This is a genomic window from Streptosporangium sp. H13245 (assembly GCF_055690525.1).
This window is the reverse complement of the sequence record NZ_JBSZKT010000006.1, coordinates 65,577-87,174: the sequence shown is the minus strand read 5'-3', so window position 1 is coordinate 87,174 and position 21,598 is coordinate 65,577. Positions and strand designations below refer to the sequence as shown.

The following is a 21,598-nucleotide window of genomic DNA, read 5'->3' as shown; positions in this document are numbered from 1 at the left end:
GGACACGCAGGTGAAGGGGCCTCTGGCAAGCTTTACCTGTCTATCCGGTAAGTGATCGCATTCCTACTTTTCCGAGACATCTTCCCCGTCGAGCTCCGCGTCTTCCCATCAGTGAAACGGCATCGGAGGGGGCGGTATGGACTCGTCGGAGTACGACGGCAGTGAATGGGTTCTCCGCTTGACGGGTTCCCCGGACCAGGTGGTCAGGGCCCGCCGCCTGGTCTCGATGACCCTGGGGCGGGACCACCCCCTCCACGACGACTGCGTCCTGCTGACCAGTGAGATCGCCACCAACGCGGTGATCCACTCCAGGTCGGGGGACGGCGGGGCGTTCACCGTCACGGTGGCCTACTCGGCGACGGGCGTGCGCGTCTCCGTCCAGGACGAGGGCTCCTCCGAGGCCCCCTGCGTGTGCCGCGCCTCGGCCGACGCGACAGGGGGCCGGGGCCTGCCCCTGCTGGAGGCGCTGGCCCACCGCTGGGGCATGGTCAGGGAGGCGGGCTCCAACAAGGTCTGGTTCGAGCTGGTGCTGGAGATGGCCGGAATGCGCGCGGGCAGCCTGGCCGGCGCCCGGTAGACCCGCCACCCGCCGGGCCGCCCTTCCCCCGCGGCCCGCCGGGGGGCGTGACCGTGGACCACGACGTCGTACGCGGCCCGGTGCCGGTGCGTGACACCCCGTGTCGTGTGACATCCCGTGTCGGGTGACACCCGGCGTCGTGTGACACCCGGCGAGCCCGGTGCGGAGACAACCGCACCGGGCTCGCGGTGGTTTACAGGGTCGAACCGGGTTCGTACGGGTCCGCGGGGCCGGGGGCCGGGCTCGCGTGGTCCTGTGGAAAGCGGTCCTGTGGGAGGGGGTCTGTCGGAGAGGGTTCTGTGGGAAAGGAGTGTCAGTCGCGCGGGTTCCAGCCGTCGGTGTCCACGTCCAGGTCGAGTTCGTCGGCGACGTCGCCCCACCCGACGAACTTGAAGTTCGTGTTCTCCCTGGCCTCGCCGTTCTCGTCGACCGCTCCCGGGGTGTTCTCGCCGTCGTGCGCCACGAGCAGGCCCTTGTCGAACCGGCCCAGCGGGACGTTGACCACCATCGAGCCGTCGCTGTGCTCGACGCCGTCCAGCCCGTTGCCCGCGCCGATCTTGAACTGGCCGACGTAGCCGTTGCGGTTCCGGTCGTAGACGGTGAAGGTGTTGTCGCCCTGACCCGAGGCGAGCAGGTAACCCTCGCCGCCGTAGTAGATCGTCAGCCCCTCGGCGTCGGCCGACAGGTGCCTGCCGCCGTAGCCAGGGTCGGCGCCCAGCGTGCACTCCTCGGTCTCGGGGTCGTAGACGCCCGGCCTGCCGTACTCGCGAACCTTGTCGACCAGCACCGGGGTGCCGGTGAGGTCGGCCCGCATCCGCCAGATGCCCACGTCCTCCTGGGCAGCGTAGAGCACGTCCCGCTCCCCGTCGACGACCATGCCCTCGACCTGGGGCAGCTCGCCGGGCTCCAGGCACGGCGTCCAGGTCGTACGGTTCGGCAGCCGGAAGGAGCCGGGCAGGTCCAGGGTGCGGACGAGCCGGTAACCGACCTTCCCGCGCGCGGTGGCGGTCAGCTTCAGCAGCGCGACGCGCGTCCGGTGCCGCTGGCTGACCAGGACGTAGGTGCCGGTCCTGTCCTGCCAGGTGGCGAGGCCGTACGCGGTCTGCGCCTCGTTGACCTGCTCCTGGCCGGTGTTGAACACGAACGGCACGGCGGGGTCGGTCAGGTCGGTGAGCGGTGCCCGGCCGCGTACCGCCTTGCCCTTGTCGACGGCGTAGAAGCGGATCTGGTCCCGGCCCCGGTCGGAGACGACTGCCAGATCGGTCCTGACACCGTTGGACAGGCGCAGGCCGTACACCAGGTCGACGTTGTTGAACCGGCCGGGCTCGTCGTCCTCGCCGGGGGCGGCGGGCGCGGGTACGTGCTGGAGTTGCCTGCCGTCCAGGTCGTAGGCGTACAGGCCGCCCTCCTTGGCGGTGGTCATCACCACGCTCTTCCCCGACCTGGTGGGATGCACCCAGATCGCGGGGTCGTCGCCGTTGGCGTTGCCACCGGCGGCGTCGTCGAAGAGGGCGGGGGTCTCGACCCGGGGCTCGACCGTGGGGATCCCGTCGGCCCGCGCGGCGGGCGCGAGCGCGGGTCCGGCCAGGCAGAGCGCCAGCGCCGCCAGGCAGAGGCGGACAGGTGAACGCATGGGCACCTCCTGTGTGTGACATATGTGGGGAAATGTCTTTTTTGATCATTGGGGGATCGCCATAACGGAGAGTTGACGAGAGGGAAACACAGCGTCCGCATGGCGTGATAGGCGAATTAACAAATCCGTACGGCCTCGTCCCGGTGACCCGTGGCGCGTTCACGGGCGGCGCGTACGGATCACCGCTGCGTGGGTGACAGCGATATGTGCGCCGTCTGACAGCGGTCCGGGGGAGTGTGCACGGGTTACCACCACCAAGGGGGAAATCAGTGCTTCACGCTTTTGAGGCCGAGGGGCTTGTCAAACGTTTCGGCAGGACCACGGCGCTCGCCGGGATCGACCTGGCCGCCCGGCCGGGTACCGTGCTCGGGGTCCTCGGGCCCAACGGCGCGGGAAAGACGACCGCCGTGCGCATTCTGGCCACGCTGCTGCGCCCGGACGAGGGCAGCGCCCGCGTCGGCGGGCTCGACGTCGTACGGGACGCCGCCAGGGTCCGCCGGTTGATCGGGCTGACCGGCCAGTACGCCTCGGTCGACGAGGACCTCACCGGTACCGAGAACCTCGTCCTGATCGGGCAGCTGCTCGACCTGCGCCGGGCCGAGGCCGGGGCCCGCGCGGCGCGGCTGCTGGAGGAGTTCGGCCTCGCGGAGGCCGCGGGGCGCCCGGCCAAGACGTACTCCGGCGGGATGCGCCGCCGCCTCGACCTGGCCGCCAGCCTCGTCGGGCGTCCCGACGTCATCTACCTCGACGAGCCGACGACCGGGCTCGACCCGGCCAAGCGCGACGACGTGTGGAACATCGTCCGCTCCCTCGTCGCGGGCGGCGTCACCGTACTGCTCACCACGCAGTACCTGGAGGAGGCCGACGCCCTCGCCGACGACATCTCGGTCGTCGACCACGGCCGGGTCATCGCGCACGGCACCCCGGCCGAGCTGAAGCGGGTCGTGGGCGGGCAGACGATCATGGTGAGACCCGCGGACCTGGCCCGGCTCGCCGACGCCGCCGCGATCGTCGGGGCGGTCGCCGGGCGCGTCCCTGAGTCACCCGCCCGCGGTGTGCTGACCGTGCCGGTCGACGGCGACACGGCCTTCACCGAGGTGGTGCGGCGGCTGGACCGCGAGGGCATCGGCGTGACCGAGCTGTCCCTGCGCCTGCCCAGCCTCGACGAGGTCTTCTTCACCCTGACCGGACGCCACACCACCGAGGAGAGCGCGGCATGACCCTCACCGACAGCCCCGCCCTGACCCCCGCGCGCACCGCCGAGCGGCCCTTCGCCCTGCTGCGGCACAGCCTTGCCCTGGCCAGGAGAAGCGTGGTCAAAACACTCCGCACCCCGGAGCAACTCCTCGACGTGACACTCCAGCCGGTCATCTTCGTCGTGGTGTACGTCTATCTGCTCGGTGGCGCGGTGGCCGGATCCACCCATGACTACCTGCAGTTCCTGCTACCGGCGATCATGGTGCAGACGGTGATGTTCGCGGGGATGGCCACCGGCGTCAACCTCAACACCGACATCGACAAGGGCGTCTTCGACCGGTTCCGCAGCCTGCCGATCGGCCGGTCCGCCCCGCTGATCGGCTCGGTGCTCGGCGACCTCATCCGCTACGTACTGGCGATCGTCGTCCTGCTCGGGTTCGGCTGTCTGCTGGGCTTCCGCATCCAGACCGACCCGCTGTCGGCGCTGGCCGCGTGCCTGCTCACGATCGTGTTCGCCTTCTGCGCGAGCTGGGGGTTCGTGCTGGTCGGCATGCTCATGCGGAGCCCGGGGGCGGTGCAGGGCGTCTCGTTCATCGTGTTGTTCCCGCTGACCTTCGGCACCAGCATGATCACGCCGCTGGAGACGTTGCCCGGCTGGCTGCAGGCCTGGGTGAGGGTCAACCCCGTCGCGGGCATGATGGACGCGGCACGCGGCCTGTTGCTGGGCGGGCCGGTGGCCGGACCGGTCTTCAAGACACTGCTGTGGTCGGCCGGGATCCTCGCGGTGCTCGCACCCCTGGCCGTCCGCGCCTACCGCCGCCGCGCCTGACTGACGGCCGTGGTCGGGGCCGGTGACCTGAATCCGCCGCCCTACCGGATTCGTACGAGGTCGAGGGCGGCCTCGCGGTCCAGCCCGTGGCCGTGGCCGTGGCGGGCCTCGTACCCGGCGTCGCCCAGCTCCTCGCGTAACCGCAGGGCGAGCCGGGTGACGTCGGGGTAGTGGTCCGGGGATCCCCGCAGGACCTCGGCGGCGCCGAGGGCCTCCGCGGCCCCCGCCGCGTCGCCGAGATGGGCACGCAGGGCGGCGGAGGCGACCCCGACCCTCGCCACGACCGGCATGTCCTTCGATTCGAGCGCCTCGGTGAACGCCTCCCGTATCCGCTGCCCGGCGGTTACGGGATCGTCCAGCTCGATCGCGAGATGCGCCATCGCGCAGAGGAAGAGGGCACGGAACTGCGGCGCGACGAACGGCATCCCCCCGAGGGCGGTCCTGGCCGCGTCGTACTGCAGTGCCGCCTCCTCCAGGTCACCCTCGTGGCGCGCCAGGTCACCCAGACCGATCCGGGCGAACGCGACATTGCGCTCGGACCAGTCGTACGATCCCGGCTTGGTCATCTCCCACAGCTCGGCCCGTGCCCGCTCCGTGTCGCCCTGCCTGATGCGCGCCATGGCGATCCAGACCCGCTGGTGGCCCGTGTCGTCGTGGGGATTCAGCTCGCGCAGGAGCCGGATCGACTCCTCCAGCACCGCCACGGCACCGTCGAAATCCCCGAAGGCCATGTTCGCCTCCGCTAGCGGGCTCAGCGCGGTCGCCAGCCCCCACCGGTCGCCGATCTCCCGGAACGCGGTGACGGCGACGGTGAGGTCCTCGTGCATACCGGCCATGTCGCCGTCGTTCTCCCGGATGAAGGCGCGGATCGACCGCAGCATCGCCCGCGTCCACGGGTCGGGGTGCGACAGGCGCCGCTCGATCGCGGCCAGGCCCGCCTCGGTGTCGTCGGTGAAGAGCGCCAGGGCGGGTTCGAGGAGGGCGAGCAGCGGGTGCTCGGCGTGATCGGCGGTCGCGCGGGAGATCCCCTCCAGCTGCTCGATGTTGTCCTCCAGCTTGGCGTAGCCGCCGGTGGTGGCCCGGTTGAGCAGGTACAGGGCCGACACGACCCCCCGCGACACCTCCGGTGACTCGCCGGGAACGTCGAGCGCGAGGCGCAGCCACCCGACGGACTCCGCGCCGCTGCCGATGATCGTCCAGAAGATGCCCATGGCGGCGGCGAGCCGCATCGCGGTGTCGGCGTCCCCCGAACCGGCGGCGAAGTGGAGCGCGGCGAGGACGTTGTCCCGTTCCGCCACGAGCCTGTCGATCCAGAACAGCTGGTCGGGGCCCCTGAGGTGGGGTTCCGCCGTCTCGGCGAGCTCCAGGAAGTAGGCGGCGTGGGCCCTCCTGAGCCGGGTGACCTCCCCGGTCTCGGTCAGGCGCTCCAGCGCGTACTCCCTGATCGTCTCCAGCATGCGGTAGCGGGGGCCCTCGGCGAACTGCAGCAGGGACTTGTCCAGCAGGGCCGCGAGCCGGTCCAGGACCGGCTCCTGCCACGCCCCCACCCGCTCGGCGCCGGGCTTGGAGGCGGTGCCGGGTTCGGGAGCGGCGCCGGGTTCGGAGGTGGTGCCGGACTTCGGAGCGATGCCGCCTTCGAAGGCGGCGCCGGGCTCCGGAACGGTGCCGGGTTCGGGAGTGGTGCCGGGCTCTGGAGCGGTATTGGGTTCGGGAGTGGTGCCGGGTTGCGGAGCCGTGCCGGGTTGCGAGGCGGAGGCCGGTTGCGAGGTGGAGGCCGGTTGCGAGGTCGCGGGTCCTGGCACGGCGGACGGCTCAAGGGGAGCGCACACCCGTTCGGCGGCCTCGGGCGTGACGCCCGCGGGGAACACCGCGAGCCGTTCGGCGAACCGGCGCTCCTCCTCGTCGAGCAGGTCCCAGCTCCAGGCGACGACCGCGCGCAGCGTCCTGTGCCGGGGCAGCGCGGCCCTGCTCCCCCCGGTGAGCAGACGGAAGCGGTCGTCCAGCCGCGCGGCGAGCTGCTCGACGGTGAGGGAACGCAGCCGGGCGGCGGCCAGCTCGATCGCGAGCGGCAGCCCGTCCAGCCTCCGGCAGATCTCCGTCACCAGGTCCACGTTGCCGTCGGTGACGGCGAACCCCGGGCGTACGGCGGCCACCCGGTCGGCGAAGAGCCGTACCGCGGAGCCGGTCAGAGCCTCCTCGGCCGTGGCGCCGGGCTCGGGCAGGCCGAGCGGGGGCACCGGGCACAGGGCCTCCCCGGCGATCCCGAGCGGTTCCCTGCTCGTGGCGAGGATCCGCAGCCCCGGGCAGCGCCCCAGAAGATCGTCGGCCAGGCGCGCGGCGGCGTCGACCAGGTGCTCGCAGTTGTCGAGCACCACCAGCGTCTCGGTGGGCGACAGCAGCTCCGCAAGGCGGGCCATCGTGTCGGACGTCCCGGCCCGCGCGTCGGCCGGGGCCGGGAAGCCGAGCGCCCCGAGCACGGCCTGCGCCACGTCGGCGGGATCGGTCACGGGCGCGAGCTCCACCAGCCACGCCCCGCCGGGCATCCGGCCGGAGATCCCGGCGGCGACGGTCGTCGCGATCCGCGTCTTGCCCACGCCCCCGGGACCGACCAGCGTGACCAGCCGCCCCTCGCTCAGCCGCGCGCCGATCATCCCGATCTCCGCGGTCCGGCCGACGAAGGTGGTCAACGAGGCCCTCAGGTTGCCGCGCGTGCCGGTACGGGCCTGCGGCGCCTCGTCGCGGGCGGCGCGCAGGACCGGGTCGCCGCGGAGCACGGCGAGGTGGATCTCCCGCAGCTCGGGCCCCGGGTCGGCGCCCAGCTCGTCGGCGAGCCCCCGGCGGAACTCCTCGTACGCGGCCAGCGCCTCCGCCTGGCGCCCGGCGGCGTAGAGGGCCCTGACCCGCAGGCCGTGCAGCCGCTCCCGCAGCGGGTGGCGGGCCGTGAGCTCCTGGAGCTCGGTCACCAACGGGGAGTGCCGACCGCAGCCCAGCTCCGCCTCCACCCGGTCCTCGGTCGCGGCGAGCCGGGCCTCGTCGAGCCCCGCCGCGTACGCCACGGCGAACGGGGCCGTGGCGACCTCGCCCAGCGCGGGGCCCCGCCAGAGCCCGAGTGCCTCGCGCAGCAGGTTCGCGGCGGTCACCGGATCCCCGTTCCCCAGGACCCGCCGCCCCTCGCGCGCCAGCCGCTCGAACCGATGGGCGTCGACGGCGTCCGGCGGCACGTCCAGCAGGTACCCCCCGTGGTCGGAGCGCAGCGCCGACGCGTCGGGCAGGATCCGGCGCAGCCGGGACACCAGCGACTGGACCGCGTTCGCCGGATCTCCCGGCCTGTCGTCGGGCCAGAGCGCGTCCGAAAGCTCCTCGACCGTGACGACGCGCCCGGCACCGAGGGCCAGCCTGACCAGCAGCACGCGAAGCCGCGTCCCCCCGATCTCGACGATCTCGCCGGCGGCCACGACCCGTAGCGGCCCCAGAATGCTCACGCGCACGCAGCCACTCTGCCATCTGTTCCGGCATGTCCGGGCACGGGGCCGCGCGGGCCGGGCTCCGTCCGGACCTCACGGAAAGATCCGGGCGGCCGTACGAGCGCCTTCCGCCATGGAGATCCAGGCCCCGGACAGAGCCTGGACGGGACGCCGACGAGATGCGGTGGAGGGCTGGAGGACGCGGACGGGATGCCGCGAGGGGACGCGGCGGGGTGCTGGAGGGTGCGGTGGGTGCCGTTACCGGCTCGGCCGGGCCGCCGTTACGCCGTGAACGGGTATGTCGCCGGGCGGACGTCCAGCTCGGTCAGCAGCCCGGCCATCCGGGCGGCGCGGAGCGGGTCGACGGGCAGGACGTGGCCGGTCCACCAGCGGGCGATCTCCGGGGTCGGCCCCGCGGGAACCAGGTCCAGGTAGTCGTCCAGCGGCGGATCGTAGATGAAACCGGGCACCACGCCCCGGCTCTCCAGCCGGGCGACGACCTCGTCGCGGTCCTCGACCAGCAGGGGCACCCGCAGCAGCGGCTGCGGAGCCGCGTCGCGGACGCCCTGGGCCGTCCAGGGCAGGGTACGCAGCAGCTCGACCCCGGCCACCCGGCGCTCCCGCTCGCGGTCGATCACCCGGAACCGGGAGCGGTGGTAGCCGCGAAGCAGCGGCCCCTGGCGCATCCGCCAGTCGTCGAGGTCGATCCGCAGCCAGTGGTCCATGGCGCGCGGGTCGACCGGGTCGGCGGCGATGATCGCGCGCAGCTCCTCCTCGCGGGGCGGGCAGCGGTGACCGGTCCAGCGCACGAGACCCAGCGCCTTGAGGGCGTGCCACATCGGCCTGACCAGGCCGGTGCGGTAGATCGTCTCGCGTAGCACCGGCCGCAGCGTGCCGAGCAGCTGGGCGCGCGCCCCTCCGGGGAGCAGCAGCTCGTCCCTGGCGCGTTGCAGCTCGGGCAGCGCGGCCGGGTCCTGCGCGGTGAGGAACCCGCCGGACATCGCCCGCCCGTGCTTGGCGAGGCTGAACACCCCGGCCGTGCCGAACGTGCCCGCGGGGCGGCCGTCCACGGTCGTCTGCATGGCGTGCGCCGCGTCGTCGAGGAGGATCACGCCGCGCCGGTCGCACTCGGCCCGCAGCTCGGCCACCCGGTCGGGCTGGCCGTACAGGTGCGTGGTGACGACCCCGGCGAGGCCGGTCCAGTCGACGGCGGGGACGTCGATGTTGCCGTCGCGCCAGGAGACCGGCGCCATCACCGGCTCCAGCCCGGCGGCCAGTACGACGAACAGCACCGTCTCGCAGTTGGTCGGCGAGATCAGCACCCTGTCGCCGCGCCTGAACCAGTGGCGCAGAGCCAGGAGCAGGCCGAACCGGGCGGACGGCACGTGGAGGCACTCCTGGCCGATCCGGTCGCGCATGATCGTCTCAAGCGCGCGGCGCCCGTCCGTGCGACCGTCCAGACCGTCCAGGCCGCTCGCGCGACCGTTCACAAGGCCGTCCGAGGACCCGTCCGGGCGGCCGGGGGTGGTGGGGCGACCGCTCATCGGGCCCTCCTTCGGTCGGCTCATCGGCTCCTCCTTCGGGTGCGCAGCCGACCGTACCGCTTCATGGCCCTGTCGGCGGCGCCGTACAGGACCGGGCTGTCGAGGATGAACCGCCGCACCCGGCGGACCGGCTCGGTGCGCAGCCAGTGCGCCGCCGCGCCCGCCGACCGGCGGCGCACGATGCCCTCGGTGACTGGAACGGTCCTGCTGCACAGCGCGTCCTTGTACTCGGAACCGTTGCTGATGCCCAGGTCCAGCGAGGTGATCCCGAGCTTCGCGGCGGCCTCGACCATGTGCAGGTGCTGGATCAGGCCGGGGGAGTACTTGGCGTACTCGGGATCGTAGGCGGGGAACCAGCCGACCATCGTCGTGCCGGTACGCAGCCCGAAGTGGCCCGCGACGGGCCTGCCGTCGGCGTACAGCATCGACAGCGGCCCGGCGAAGTCGTCGGTGTCGACGGCGTGCAGGCGCTCGGCCAGCTCCACGACCCACGCCCTGCCGAAACGGTCGGGGCGGCCCATCCGCTGGTACTGGGCGGACTTCCACTCGCGCAGCAGCCGGAACCGCTCGGGGTCGCCCACCGCGTACTCGGAGGTGATCTCGCCCACGTCGCGGCCCAGCTTCCGCTCCTTGTACAGGGTGGACTTGAGGAACTTCGGGGAGCGTTCGCGCAGCCCGTCGAGGAAGGCCGCGTAGCCGCCGCCGAAGTCGAGGACCACGGCCTCCTGCCTGAGCGTCTCGAACGGCTGGAACCACGGCTGACGGTCGACCATGCAGCCGAACTCCCACACGCTCAGCCCGCACGCCCTGAGCAGGGCGTCGGAGTCGAACTCGGCGCCCGGCCGGTGGACGACCCCCTGGGAGAGCGAGACCCACCCGCCCAGGGCGGCGCTCACCCCGCCACCGTGCAGCTCGAAGGGGAAGAACCCCACGGGCCCGTCGGACTCGGTGATCACCGCCACCCGCGCCTCCGTGCGGACCTCGCCCATCGCGATCGTGAAGTCCGGGCTGAGGAAGGGGTTGTCCAGGTGTGGGCTGGAACGCTGCATTCCCCGCCACGCCGCGATCTCGTCCTGGCCCAGCTCCGCGGGCCGGATGACGCTGATCCTCACGCGCCACCCCCCGCCGCGCCGGGACGACCGGCGGCGTACGCAAACCTGCCGTTCACGAGACGGTGGTCCTTTCTCGAAGCCTGGCCCCCAGGCACTGGACATCGACGAGCAGGGGAGAGATCCAGTCGGCGGGCGCGAGGTGATGTGCGTCACGGCACGTGGAAACCATCCCAGAACCGGGCGGCGATCGATCCCCCGATCCCCCAAACCGCCATCCGATACGTCGAACCTATCGGGGTATAGCCCTATTCGCTTAATAGCCGACAGGTTTGCTACGCGACAGGTTCGCTACGCGACGTCGAAGGAGGCGGGCCCCGGGCGGCGCATCCCGGGCAGCGTCGGCGGCACCGCGGGGATGAGCCGCTCGATGACCGGCAGGGCGCGGTGGGCGTACAGCGGGTCGACCGGCAGCACGTGCCGGGCCCACCAGCGCGCCACCTCGGGCTCCGGAGAGGGGTCGGTGAACCCGGGCAGGTAGCCGTCGTACGGCGGGTCGTAGAGGTATCCGGTGGCGACCCCGTGCCGCTCCAGCTCGGTGATGGCCCCGTCACGGCCGTAGACCAGCAGCGGGACCCGGAACAGCGGCTGGTCCAGGTGGCGGCGGACGGACGGCGCCACGGTGGGCAGCGCGGCCAGCGCCGAGACCCCGGCGATCCGCCGCGACCGCTGCCGGGGCAGCGCGTGCAGGCGCCTCGACTGGTACCAGCGGGAGAGGTGACCCCGCCTGGCCCGGTAGTCGTGCAGGTCGGCCTGGACCCAGGAGTCGAACGCGGGCAGCTGCTGCGGTGCGTACTCCATCGCCCTGAGCAGCTCCGCGGGGCGCGGGGCGATGCGGTATCCCTCGCGCTCCTCCTCCAGGCCGAGCGCGCGCATGGCCCTCAGCGCGGGGCGGACCATGTTCAGGCGCAGCGCGGCGTGCCGGCCCGCGGAGGTCAGCACGCTGTGGATCTCTTTCCTGAAGGCGCCCGGCTGCAGCAACCGGTCGCGGTCGCGCTCCAGGGCGCGCAGGTCCGAGAGGTGCTCGACCGCGATCACCCCGCCGGAGCCCGCTCCCGCGTGCTTGGACAGGCTGAACACGCCGGCCACCCCGAAGGTGCCGATCGGCCTGCCGTTCACGCTCGTCTCGATCGCGTGCGCGACGTCCTCGATCAGGATCTTGCCGCCGAACGCGGCCACCCGGTCAGGCAGGCCGTACAGGTTGGTGGTCAGCACCGCGTCGACCGTGTCGAGATCGACGGCGTCGGCGTCGATGTTGCCGTCGTCGAGGGAGAGCGGGGCGATGACCGGGCGCAGCCCGGCCGCGAGCACGAGAAAGAGGATCTCGTCCGCCGACAGCGGCGACATCAGCAGCCGCTGGCCGGGGGTGCACCAGTGCCGCAGGGCCAGATACAGGCCCAGGCGGTTGGAGGGCAGTGGGAGGCAGAGGCGATGTGTCCGCTTCGCCACGATGTGCTCAGGAGTCACTGGAGACCGTCTATCACGTACGACATGATGACTGCAAACCTGGAAGCGCGTGTCGCCCTAACCGGCTGTCACCTGGGATGATTTGCCCCGATTGATCACTCTGCGCATATTTGGGAAGATCAGCAACGCTACCAGGAGCTGGCTGCCGAGCATCGCGTAACCCACCGCGGCGATTCCGAAGTGGGGGAAGAGCACCGCTATCGAGGTGAGGACCAGGACGGCCATCCCGATCTGGACGAGAGCGAGCTTGCGCGCCTCGCTCTGGGCGCGCAGCATGCTGAGGCAGATCTCGATCACCGTCTGGGGGAGCACGGCGATCGCCATCAGGCGCAGCAGCGGCGAGCCCGCCTCGGCGAACCCCGGCCCGAACACGCTCAGGATCAGCGGCGCGCCGATCACGACCACCGCGACGACCGGCCCGACGATCAGGAAGGTGCGCCGCAGCGCGTTGCGCACGCTCTGCGCCAGCTGGGCGGCGTTGAAGGATCCCTCGACGGTCAGCGAGACCGCCATGTTGGCCGCGAGCAGCCCGACCATGGAGCCCAGCGTGTGGGCGATCGAGAAGTAGCCGAACGTCGGCGCGTCGTCGAGCCAGCCCGCGACGATGACCGGGACGAGATAGAGGATCAGCAGGATGGAGAACGCGCCGGGGAAGTCTCCGGCGAGGAAGCGTCCCACCTCGCGCAGGCGCGGCGGGTTCGCGGCGCTCACCTCGGTGTTCTTGACGTGCCTGGGGATGATGACGCCGAAGATGAGCCAGCTGATCGGGACCAGCGCGATGGCCGTAGGCAGGATCCACGAGACGAAGATCCCGCCGAAGACGCCGCCCTGCGGCAGCGCGTACGCCAGCGCGACGAGCAGGCCCATCTTGACCAGGCCGAACGCCAGGCTGTTGACCGGCACCCAGACGGCGTTGCGCAGCCCGGCCAGCGTCACGTCCTGGAGGGTGAAGATCGTCCACACGAGCACCGAGGCGAGGAAGAACAGCCCGGGACCGAGCCCGCCGAGGTCGGCGTAGACCGATCCCCACAGCGGCAACGTCAGCAGGAACCCCAGCGCCGCCACCAGGCCGGTGGCCCCGGCGACCGCGTAACCGCGCAGGACGAACTCGGCGGTGCGCCGCCCGGCCACCGGGATGAACCTGGCCAGGGCGCCCGCGAAGGCGAGCCCGGTCAGGGAGGAGAACAGCCGCATCGCGCTGATCTGGGCCTGGCCCTCACCGAACGCGGCGGCGGTGTACAGGTGCGTGGCGAGGAACCAGTAGCCGAGCCCCAGCACGGCGGTGATCCCCGTATTGATCATCAGCGCGTAGCCCTGCAGGAACAACGGGTTTCTCAGGTCCTTGCGCAGACGGTCCATCAGACCGGTCCCGCCGCGCTCCTCGGTCGCGGTCCGGCCCGTCGCCTGGTCGCTCCCGTCGCGCGTCACGCCGCCATCATCGGCCGGGCCGCTTGCGTCAGCCTTGCCACCGGCTGTACGGAGACCGGTGGCCGTGTCCAGCGGGGGCCAGGTGCCCTGTCCCTCGGGTTTGGCGTGCCGTCCGGCGCCGTGCTCACTCACCCCGGTACTTCCGATCCGCGTCGTACCCGGAGGCGGCGCGGGAGTGCCGCGGATCGCTCGGGCGGGATGGATCGGCGGCCTCGCCGGTGCGCCGTGAAGGGCACGTCACCGGCGTTCGCGTCTCGTCGCGAGACCTGCCGGTCACCGAGGGGTACATGAGAATCGGCACGTGAGTCATGATGCCCCAGTTTCATGCGGGCCGTGTCCGGCATGTATCCGGAAGTCCCCGGCAGGGCCTGATTGTGATGGAGTCTGCCCCGCTATCGGGGGATCAGGGGGGTTGATCCAGGGCCCTGCTTTCGAGGCGAGGAGACGGCCCAGGGCCCCGTTTTTGGGGAGCCAGGGAGGGAGGAGACGGTCCAGGGCCGCGCTTTCGGCGGCAGGAGGGGGCAAAGCGACCCATGGCTCCGCTTTTGGGGGTCAGGAGGGGCCCAGGATCCTGCTTTCGGGGGTCAGGGATCAGGAAGGAGCGAGGAGACGGTTCAGGGTTGTTTTCGGGGGTCAGGAAGGAGCGAGGAGACGGTCCAGGACGCGGACGCCGAACTCCAGGCCCTCGACCGGGACGCGCTCGTCCACGCCGTGGAACATGCCGTAGTAGTCGAGGTCCGGGGTGAGCATCAGCGGGGCGAAGCCGTAGCCCCTGATGCCGAGCTCCGCGAAGGACTTCGCGTCCGTGCCGCCCGACATCACGTACGGCACCGGCCGTGCCGCCGGGTCCTCGGCCACCAGGGCGGCGCGGAGCCGGTCGAAGAACGGCGTGTCCATCGGGGCGGAGGCGGCGTCCTGGACGTTGACGAACTCCCGGGTCACCCGGGGCCCGAGCAGGCGGTCGATCGTCTCCAGGAACTCCTCCCGGTACCCCGGCAGGAACCGCCCGTCCACGTGACCCTCGGCCGTGCCGGGGACCACGTTGACCTTGTAGCCCGCCTGGAGCATCGTCGGGTTCGCCGAGTTGCGGATCTGCGCCCCGAACAGGTCGCCGATCCGGCCGAGCCGCCTCGCCTCCTCCTCCAGCCGGTCGAGGTCGATGCGCTCGCCGAGGATGGCCGACAGGTCCTCGACCAGCGCCGCCACCCCGGGTGTCAGCCGCACCGGCCAGCGGTGGGAGGCGATCCTGGACATGGCGTGGCAGAGCTCGGCCACCGCGTTGTCCACCGGCGGGCGGGAGCCGTGGCCCGCGACGCCGGTCGCGGTGAGCCGCATCCAGGCGGTGCCGCGCTCGCCCACCGCGACCGGGTAGATCCGCGCGTTCCCGGCCTCGACGCTGTAGCCGCCGGACTCGCTGATCGCGTCGGTGCAGCCGTCGAACAGCTCGCGGTGCTGCCGTACCGCGTATCGCGCACCGTACTCGCCGGTGGCCTCCTCGTCGGCGAGGAAGGCCAGTACGACGTCCCGGCTCGGCCGCACCCCGCGCCTGGCCCAGTCGCGGACCAGGGCGAGCGTCATGGAGAGGGTGCCCTTCATATCGACCGCGCCCCGGCCCCAGACGCATCCGCCGGTGACCTCGCCGGAGAACGGGGGGATCCGCCAGTCGGAGGGCTGGGCGGGGACCACGTCGAGGTGGCCGTGGATCAGCAGGGCCTCGGGCGAGTCGCCGGGGATCCTGGCGACCACGCTGGTCCTGCGGCTGGCCGACTCGAACACCACCGGCTCGATCCCGGCGTCGGACAGCAGGGTGGCGACGTACTCGGCCGCCGGGCGCTCACCGGGGCCGGGGTTGGTGGTGTCGAACCTGATCAGATCCGAGCAGATCTGCGCGACCTCGCTCATCGACGAACGCCCCCCGAAGACAGGACCCAAATTCTGGATCAAAGGTGCATACCCCTCCGGGTTGAAAAAAGCACCTCGGGTGTTCGTCTGGTCCTGCTGAGCACTCCCGCGGTCGTTCCGAGCGCTCCCGGTCGGCTGTGTCTGCTCGTTCGGAGCGTTTCCGACTGGTTACGTCTGGTCGTTCGGAGCACTCCCGGTCGGCTACGACGCCGCTACCCCTTCAAGGGTCCGGGAGCTTGTCTCACTCGCTGAGTGCGGACTGCGGGGTCTTTTTGGTCGAGCCCTTGGCCACGCTGGGGTCGCCCGCGGCGAACGCCTCGGCGACCTTCCCCCCGATGCGCCCGCGCTCGCTCACCTCGATCCCGTGGGACTTCGCCCACGCCCGGATCTCGGCGCTCCGCTCACGGTTGCCGCCGGAGCCCTTCGCTCTGCCCTTGCGGCCCAGAGAGGTGCTCGCCTTGCGGGCGGCGGACTGGAACGGTTTGAGGGCCTCGCGAAGTTTCGTGGCGTTCTTCGAGCTCAGGTCGATCTCGTAGGCGGTGCCGTCGAGGCCGAACGAGACGGTCTCGTCCGCCTTCTTACCGGTGATGTCATCGGTGAACGTGACGACTTGCTGACGTGCCATTGTGTGACTCCTTAATCTTGGCGCCGGAGCGTGCGGCTGTGAACCCGGCCGACGATGGTTCCCGCGTCTCTTCCCCGCGCGCAAAACTCTAGTCCCTCCTTTCGCCTTCGCGCTCGGGAAACCCCTGTCCGCCGGAGATCGACCCTCTCTGGTCAATTACTCGGGTCCGAACTCCGGCGTCTCCACGTCATTGGGAAATGCTTCCCGTTCGAGGGGGATTAAAAACGACGGCGGCGCCGGATCCCCTTGGCGTCTTGTATGCCGAGGTCTGTCGGCTACCCCCGGCGGGTTTTCCTGAAGGGCGCCGGAGCGCTTTGGAGTTTCATGACCTCCGGGTGGTTTCCGTGCCGCCCGCCCCGAAAAAAATCGACTTCCGCCACTTGGGGCCACTCCGGTCCGTCGTTCCACTGCCGTTCGTTTCCCTGGCGGCGGCGTGCCGGAGGCATTGACCTCCCACTGTCGCCCCCCTTGAGGCTCTTCGTCCCTTTTTTGCTGCTCACGGTACCTGCCGGGCCGGGATCGTGTGAAGGGAACGGGCGGGCGGCCCCGGTTCGGAGAGGCGGGAGGAGCGGTTTCGCGCGCGTCGTCCCGGACGCCCGATGGACAATTCACGCACGCCGGATGCTCGCGACCGAACGCGTTCCGGGATTCCGGAGGACAAATGACTTCCCCGCGCCCGGAATGCGTGCCGCCCGCCCACGGGTTTGCCGGTGTCCGGCATCGGGTGCCTTCGAAGGTTCCCGCCGGTACGTGGCCGATCACATTGGGGTGTGGTCTTGACACTCTCAGGTAAGGCAAGACTCGCCTTGCGGACCGTATGATTCCGGGCGTCTCGCATTGTGAGGCGGGGAGGAGGGTGGCTGTCGTTTGCTCCTTGGCGGCCATTGGCCCGTTCCATCGTCCGTCCGGATCAATCAACCCGCGTTCCCCGAATTGTTCGCGAGCCGGTGGGGATCGGATAGGGACATTGACCGGATCCCGGCGCCCGGGATCCGGACATCCGCCTGGCCGGGCTCCCCGCCGTCGGGATCCTCGGGCCCCTCGGAGCTTCCGGAGCCGACGACCGGCGTCCGTACGGGCGTGGCCGGATTTGTCGGTAGCGATCTCTACCGTCCGGCTCATGACAAGCGCAGTGCAGGCGTACGCCTACGCCGGCCCCTCCACCCTCTCCGACGGGCACCTGGGACTGTCGACGTCCGGCGGCCGGACGTCGACGGGCTTCCTCGACCATCCCCGGTTCTTCAGCGGGCTGCTCACCCAGGCCGCCCCGGCCGCGACCGGCCTGCTCGCGGTCGCCGACGTGGCGCTGGCCCGCTACCACCGGCCGCAGCCCGGATTCACCCGCGATCCGGTCGTGACCTGCGGTGGCGACCGTCTCAGGTTCGAGTCTTTCTCCGCCTGCGGCGGCGTCTACGCCCGGCTGGACGTGCTGGGTCCCGCCCTCGACGGCGAGGTCTTCGACCGGGGCACCACCAACGTGGACGTCAACAACCCGCTGCGCGAGGCCCTGGCCAGGGTCGGCGGCCGTGACCCGCTGCACGTCGGGGTCGGCCCCGACGAGCTGACCGTGACCACCCTGGACGGCGCGGTCGTGGAGAAGAAGGTGCCGCTGCCCGATCGGTGGCTGCGCGGTTTCGCGGAGGTCCAGGTGATCGCCTCCGGGTTCGACCTGCGCGCCGAGCTCGCCGGGCCGCAGGCCGTCAGGTTCCTGCGCGGCCTGCCGAAGCGGGCGGCGGCCGAGGTGTGGGCGGTCCCCGCGGGCAGGGAGCTGCGGCTCTCGGAACAGGCCGTACCTGGCGGGGTCCACCTGGCCGGGGTCGGCAGGCTGGCGACGATGATGCCGTTGCTGCGCTTCGCCAGGGCCCTGCGGGTGTACGGGCCGCCGGACGGTTCGGGATCGAGCGCCTGGGAGCTGGAACTGCCGGGCATGCGCTACACGCTGGTCCTGTCCCCGCAGGCCTGGCGCGGTTTCTCCGGGGAGGGCGCCGTCCTGGCGGACCTCTCCTCGGACGTGGTGGCCGGTGACGCCGACCTGGTCGGCATCCTGCTCGACTTCGAGCCCACCCTGGAGCTGGGTGTGCTCGCCGCGCGCTCGGGGCTCACGCCGGAGCGGGTCCGGCCCGCGCTCACCCAGCTGGGCACCGCGGGCCGGGTCGGCTACGACCTCTTCGAGGCCGCGCACTTCCACCGTGAGCTGCCCTACGACCGCGACCACGTCGCGGCGCTCAACCCCAGGCTCGGCTCCGCCCGCGCCCTGGTCGCCTCGGGTGCCGTACGGCTGACCGGCCCCGACGCGGCCGAGGTGACCACCGGCGGCGGCGTCCGCCTGGTGCGGATGGCGGAGGGGTCGTGCACCTGCCCGTGGTGGTACGACCACCGGGGCTCGCGCGGCCCCTGCAAGCACGTGCTCGCCGCCCGGATGGCGACCGACGCCCCCGCCGCCTCCCCGGCGGCGCCGGTCTCCCTCACCACCGAGGACTCCCGATGACGGTCCAGGACGAGGTCGGCGGCCTCGACGGGCTCGACGGGCTCGCGGCCCAGACGGCGGGGCTCGGCCGCCGGTGTCACCGTTCGCGCGGCTATCCCGTACGGCCCTGATCCCACCCGTCCGGGGCGGGGGTGGCGGGGCGGTGGCCGGGCGGGCGCCGTCCCGCCGCGTGCGCGGAGAACCCGGCGACGGCGAGCTTGCGGACCAGCACCGTGAGCGCCGCCGTGGCGATCGCCGCCCAGGTCTGGGCCTGGGAGAGGCGGAGGAGCCCGGCCGCGAGGAGGAAGTCGAGCAGCACCGCCAGGGCGCCGCCCGCACCGCCGCCGGAGAGCAGGACGGCGAGCGCGGCGGCCAGCCCCATGACGACGATCAGGGGGACGAGCGTCCGGACGAGGTCAGCCATTCCCGCCACCGGGCGGGACGCGCCCGCCGGGGTCGTCCGGCGCGTCGTGCCCGCCCGGGGCGTCCAGCGAGCCGCGTCCGCGCGCGTCGTTCACCGTGCGTCCCTCCCGCTCGATCTCCCTGTTCAGGAAGAAGTTCAGGGCGGTACGGATGGCCGCGATCGCCGCGAGCTGCCCGATCTGCGTGAAACTCGGCGCGATGGCCGTGCGCAGCACGTCGCTGGCCAGCTGGAACTCCAGACCGAGCGCGAGGAACCGTCCCAGGAACAGCCGCACCGCGATGAACCCGTCGTCGTGCCGTCGTGCGGCCACCAGCACGAACCGCACGAACGCGATCGCGGCGCCGACGAAGATGACGGCCGCCCCGGCCGCCTCGACGAGGCGGACCAGGAGGTTGACGAGCTGCCGGAGGGTCTCCTCCGGTAGGAGATCAAGCATGCGCTGCTGTTACCCGGTGGTTTCCCGCCCATGCGCCCGAGGTCGCCGCCCCACCGGCGGGGGTCAGAGGTAGAGGCCGGTGTTCTCGGGGGCGGCCGACGTGCGGTTGAGGACGCCCTCGCGGAGGGCGAAGAGCTCGGCGAGGGTCGCGCCGGAGGGGGAGAGCCCCTGGGTGGTGCCGAGCCAGCGGGCGGCCTCGTCGTAGGGGAAGGCGCCGACCTCGATCTGGGCGAGGCAGCGGCCGGGACGGGTGACGGCGGGGTGGAGGTGGGCCAGGTCCTCGTTGGTGGTGATGGCCACCAGGACGTCACGGCCCTGGCCGAGGAGCCCGTCGGTCAGGTTGAGAAGGCGCGACAGGCCCTGCCCGGTGGCCTCCTTGGCACCGGATCTGATCAGCTCGTCGCAGTCCTCCAGAACCAGGAGCCGCCACCGGTCGCCGCCCTCGTCGTCGTCGTTGTCGTCGAAGCCGACCGCGACCTCCATGAGGTAACCGGGGGACTGGAACAACTGCTCCGGGTCCAGCACGCAGTCGACCTGGCACCACGACCGCCACTCGTGGGCGAGCGTACGCAGCAGCGTCGTCTTGCCGGTGCCCGGCGGGCCGTGCAGCAGGATCAGCCGGCCGTGTGCCTCGGAGGGGGTGACGGACATCAGCCGCGACAGCGGCTCGCTCACCGGCCTGGCGTAGTTTCCGGAGATCTCCGCCCACGGGGAGGCGGTGATCGGCTTCTCCGAGCGGCGGCTGCCCCGGGGGCTCTGCCACCAGAAGCCCATCTTGACGTGGTCGCTCTCGGGGGCGGGCTCCTCGGCGTCCCTGGTGACCTCCTCGATCACCGAGCGGGCCAGCCCCTCGTCGACCGCGGTCACGCTGACCGTGGCGGCGCGGTTGCGGTAGCGGACCACGCGCAGCGTCCAGCCCTCCCCGCACAGCAGCCGCGAGTCGCGGCCGTCCTTCTCCGAGGCCGCCCGTACGAGCGTTCCCGAGGCGGGGGCGAGGGGGGCGTCGGGACGGACCCGCTCCAGGCTCGTGGTGCACGACCAGGGCTGGGCGCCGGTGGCGAACGGCGACAGCGCGAGCGCGTCGATCACGTCCACCGCCGCGTCGCCGTCGTCGAGCCAGATCTTCATCGGCAGCTCCACCGGGCGCGGCTCCGGCTGGAAGTCGACCTCCTTGAGTACGGACATGGCGCCAATGATCCTCGTGGATCATCCGCCGGTCGAAGGGTTTTAGCGCCCGGCCGGGCCTGCCGGGCCTGGGAGGTCGGGAAGGCCCGGGGAAGACCGGCCGGGAGGAGCCGGAGGCGACGGCGCCCGGGAGCCTCGGAGGGACGGGACCCAGAGACCCGGAAGCGGGAGGGCCCGTTCGGGAGAGCGGGAGCGATGGCGCCTGGGGGACCGAGAGCGACGAGAGTTCGGGGAAGCGGGAGCGACACGTGGCTCAGGAGGGCGGGAGCGGCGCGGGACTCAAGGGGTGCAGGGCTCAAGAAGAGCGGGAGTGGACGCGGGGCTCACGGGAGAGGGAGCGGCGCGGGGGCCTCGGGGGCGGTGCGGAGCAGGGCGTCGACCAGCGGGCTCGGCGGGCGGCTCAGCGGGCCGGTGAGGACGAGGGCGCGCTCCAGGGTCGGTTTCAGCGGGACCATGACGAGCCCCGGGGGCAGGAGGCCGCGGCCGAGGTCGGGAACCGTCGAGACGCCGATGCCCGCGGCGATCATGCCGATGAGCGTGCCCAGCTCACGGACGTGCTGGGCCGGTGTGTAGGGGACGCCCGCCATGGAGCACAGGGCACGGGTCTGGGGCTCGCAGCCCCCCTTGGAGACCAGCAGCGGATCCTCCACCAGCTCGGCCATCGTGATGTGCTCCTGCCCGGCCAGGGGATGGTCGGCGCGGACCACCGCGTGGAAGGCGTCGCGGCCCACCACCACGTGCGCGGGCGGCGGGGGCGCCGGGTCGACGAGGATCGCGGCGTCGACGACGCCGGTCTCCAGCCAGGGGGACAGCTCGTCGTCGTCGCCCTCGAAGACCTGCACCTCGACGCCGGGGAGCTCCGCGCGCCACGTCCGCATGAGCTGGGGCAGCAGCCCGCAGCAGACCGTGGGCGGGGCGGCGACCCGGACGGTCCCCGCGTACTGCCCCAGGTGTGAGGAGACGACCTCGTCGATGGCGCCGACCGAGGCGAGCGCGGCCTGGGCGTGCGGCAGGATCGCCGCGCCCAGCGCGGTGGGGCACGCGCGCCCGTGCCGCAGCACCAGCGGGGCGCCGAGGGCGCGCTCCAGGGCGGCGAGCGCGTGGGAGACCGCCGACTGGGACATGCCCAGCTCCTCGGCGGCCGTGCCGAAACCGCCGTTCGCGATCACGGCGGTGAAGACCCGGAGTTGCGCGACCGTCGCACTCATGAGGACATCTCATCACATCTGCGGAGCAACTCATTGGACACATGATCCGGGCGGTGGCGAGACTGCTCCGGTGACCCGTGAAGGAACCGTCTCAACGCCCCCA

16 protein-coding genes are annotated in these 21,598 nt (G+C 72.0%); 4 read left to right on the top strand and 12 right to left on the bottom strand.

Annotated features, from left to right (window positions below):
- The first annotated feature begins 136 nt into the window (after window positions 1-136).
- Window positions 137-577, top strand: coding sequence for an ATP-binding protein (locus ACW9TB_RS13350; RefSeq protein WP_472748309.1), 441 nt, complete (start codon window positions 137-139; stop codon window positions 575-577).
- A gap of 313 nt (window positions 578-890) precedes the next feature.
- On the opposite strand, the gene ACW9TB_RS13345 is transcribed toward ACW9TB_RS13350, so the two are convergent.
- Window positions 891-2,210, bottom strand: a complete 1,320-nt coding sequence (locus tag ACW9TB_RS13345) for a phytase (protein ID WP_472748308.1) — start codon at window positions 2,208-2,210, stop codon at window positions 891-893.
- 269 nt (window positions 2,211-2,479) lie between these two features.
- Here ACW9TB_RS13345 and ACW9TB_RS13340 point away from each other — a divergent pair, with 269 nt between their 5' ends.
- Both ACW9TB_RS13340 and ACW9TB_RS13335 read left to right on the top strand, forming a co-directional pair.
- A complete protein-coding gene (locus tag ACW9TB_RS13340) occupies window positions 2,480-3,430 on the top strand; it encodes an ATP-binding cassette domain-containing protein (protein ID WP_472748307.1) in 951 nt (316 codons plus the stop codon).
- Complete coding sequence (locus ACW9TB_RS13335; protein WP_472748306.1) at window positions 3,427-4,236, top strand: ABC transporter permease; 810 nt, start codon at window positions 3,427-3,429, stop codon at window positions 4,234-4,236. The genes ACW9TB_RS13340 and ACW9TB_RS13335 overlap by 4 nt, the downstream gene beginning before the upstream one ends.
- A gap of 41 nt (window positions 4,237-4,277) precedes the next feature.
- Here ACW9TB_RS13335 and ACW9TB_RS13330 read toward each other — a convergent pair whose 3' ends face one another.
- The 7 genes from ACW9TB_RS13330 to ACW9TB_RS13300 all read right to left on the bottom strand — a co-directional run bounded on the left by ACW9TB_RS13330 (window position 4,278) and on the right by ACW9TB_RS13300 (window position 15,775).
- Window positions 4,278-7,724: a BTAD domain-containing putative transcriptional regulator gene (locus tag ACW9TB_RS13330; protein WP_472748305.1), complete on the bottom strand. Its 3,447-nt coding sequence runs from the start codon at window positions 7,722-7,724 to the stop codon at window positions 4,278-4,280.
- 257 nt (window positions 7,725-7,981) lie between these two features.
- A complete protein-coding gene (locus tag ACW9TB_RS13325; protein ID WP_472748304.1) occupies window positions 7,982-9,268 on the bottom strand; it encodes a DegT/DnrJ/EryC1/StrS family aminotransferase in 1,287 nt (428 codons plus the stop codon).
- Window positions 9,265-10,356 carry a GNAT family N-acetyltransferase gene (locus ACW9TB_RS13320; RefSeq protein WP_472748303.1) on the bottom strand — a complete coding sequence of 364 codons (1,092 nt, stop codon included), beginning with the start codon at window positions 10,354-10,356 and terminating at the stop codon, window positions 9,265-9,267. Before ACW9TB_RS13320 ends, ACW9TB_RS13325 begins: the two co-directional genes overlap by 4 nt.
- 288 nt (window positions 10,357-10,644) lie before the next feature.
- On the bottom strand, window positions 10,645-11,820 hold the full coding sequence (locus tag ACW9TB_RS13315; protein WP_472748302.1) for a DegT/DnrJ/EryC1/StrS family aminotransferase: 1,176 nt from the start codon (window positions 11,818-11,820) through the stop codon (window positions 10,645-10,647).
- A 57-nt stretch (window positions 11,821-11,877) separates the two neighbouring features.
- Window positions 11,878-13,248, bottom strand: a complete 1,371-nt coding sequence (locus tag ACW9TB_RS13310) for a lipopolysaccharide biosynthesis protein (protein WP_472748301.1) — start codon at window positions 13,246-13,248, stop codon at window positions 11,878-11,880.
- Between the two features lie 633 nt (window positions 13,249-13,881).
- The gene (locus tag ACW9TB_RS13305; RefSeq protein WP_472748300.1) at window positions 13,882-15,150 is read right to left on the bottom strand and encodes a M20/M25/M40 family metallo-hydrolase; all 1,269 of its coding nucleotides are present in this window, start codon (window positions 15,148-15,150) and stop codon (window positions 13,882-13,884) included.
- Window positions 15,151-15,391: 241 nt separating this feature from the next.
- On the bottom strand, window positions 15,392-15,775 hold the full coding sequence (locus tag ACW9TB_RS13300) for a histone-like nucleoid-structuring protein Lsr2 (protein WP_472748299.1): 384 nt from the start codon (window positions 15,773-15,775) through the stop codon (window positions 15,392-15,394).
- A 1,120-nt stretch (window positions 15,776-16,895) separates the two neighbouring features.
- Between ACW9TB_RS13300 and ACW9TB_RS13295 the strand changes: the two genes are divergently transcribed.
- Window positions 16,896-18,263: an SWIM zinc finger family protein gene (locus ACW9TB_RS13295; protein WP_472748298.1), complete on the top strand. Its 1,368-nt coding sequence runs from the start codon at window positions 16,896-16,898 to the stop codon at window positions 18,261-18,263.
- A 91-nt stretch (window positions 18,264-18,354) separates the two neighbouring features.
- On the opposite strand, the gene ACW9TB_RS13290 is transcribed toward ACW9TB_RS13295, so the two are convergent.
- From ACW9TB_RS13290 to ACW9TB_RS13275, 4 genes are all read right to left on the bottom strand, one after another.
- Complete coding sequence (locus tag ACW9TB_RS13290; RefSeq protein ID WP_472748297.1) at window positions 18,355-18,666, bottom strand: hypothetical protein; 312 nt, start codon at window positions 18,664-18,666, stop codon at window positions 18,355-18,357.
- The gene (locus ACW9TB_RS13285) at window positions 18,659-19,102 is read right to left on the bottom strand and encodes a DUF1622 domain-containing protein (protein WP_472748296.1); all 444 of its coding nucleotides are present in this window, start codon (window positions 19,100-19,102) and stop codon (window positions 18,659-18,661) included. The genes ACW9TB_RS13290 and ACW9TB_RS13285 overlap by 8 nt, the downstream gene beginning before the upstream one ends.
- A gap of 63 nt (window positions 19,103-19,165) precedes the next feature.
- On the bottom strand, window positions 19,166-20,287 hold the full coding sequence (locus tag ACW9TB_RS13280) for a DUF5925 domain-containing protein (RefSeq protein WP_472748295.1): 1,122 nt from the start codon (window positions 20,285-20,287) through the stop codon (window positions 19,166-19,168).
- A gap of 323 nt (window positions 20,288-20,610) precedes the next feature.
- Window positions 20,611-21,495, bottom strand: coding sequence for a LysR family transcriptional regulator (locus tag ACW9TB_RS13275; RefSeq protein ID WP_472748294.1), 885 nt, complete (start codon window positions 21,493-21,495; stop codon window positions 20,611-20,613).
- Window positions 21,496-21,598 lie beyond the last annotated feature (103 nt).

Bases quoted from the DNA above. Each gene is read 5' to 3' on its own strand.
- ACW9TB_RS13350 (WP_472748309.1), top strand. From the start codon at position 137: ATGGACTCGTCGGAGTACGACGGCAGTGAATGGGTTCTCCGCTTGACG.
- ACW9TB_RS13345 (WP_472748308.1), bottom strand. From the start codon at position 2,210: ATGCGTTCACCTGTCCGCCTCTGCCTGGCGGCGCTGGCGCTCTGCCTG.
- ACW9TB_RS13335 (WP_472748306.1), top strand. From the start codon at position 3,427: ATGACCCTCACCGACAGCCCCGCCCTGACCCCCGCGCGCACCGCCGAG.
- ACW9TB_RS13325 (WP_472748304.1), bottom strand. From the start codon at position 9,268: ATGAGCCGACCGAAGGAGGGCCCGATGAGCGGTCGCCCCACCACCCCC.
- ACW9TB_RS13305 (WP_472748300.1), bottom strand. From the start codon at position 15,150: ATGAGCGAGGTCGCGCAGATCTGCTCGGATCTGATCAGGTTCGACACC.
- ACW9TB_RS13300 (WP_472748299.1), bottom strand. From the start codon at position 15,775: ATGGCACGTCAGCAAGTCGTCACGTTCACCGATGACATCACCGGTAAG.
- ACW9TB_RS13295 (WP_472748298.1), top strand. From the start codon at position 16,896: ATGACAAGCGCAGTGCAGGCGTACGCCTACGCCGGCCCCTCCACCCTC.
- ACW9TB_RS13290 (WP_472748297.1), bottom strand. From the start codon at position 18,666: ATGGCTGACCTCGTCCGGACGCTCGTCCCCCTGATCGTCGTCATGGGG.
- ACW9TB_RS13285 (WP_472748296.1), bottom strand. From the start codon at position 19,102: ATGCTTGATCTCCTACCGGAGGAGACCCTCCGGCAGCTCGTCAACCTC.
- ACW9TB_RS13280 (WP_472748295.1), bottom strand. From the start codon at position 20,287: ATGTCCGTACTCAAGGAGGTCGACTTCCAGCCGGAGCCGCGCCCGGTG.
- ACW9TB_RS13275 (WP_472748294.1), bottom strand. From the start codon at position 21,495: ATGAGTGCGACGGTCGCGCAACTCCGGGTCTTCACCGCCGTGATCGCG.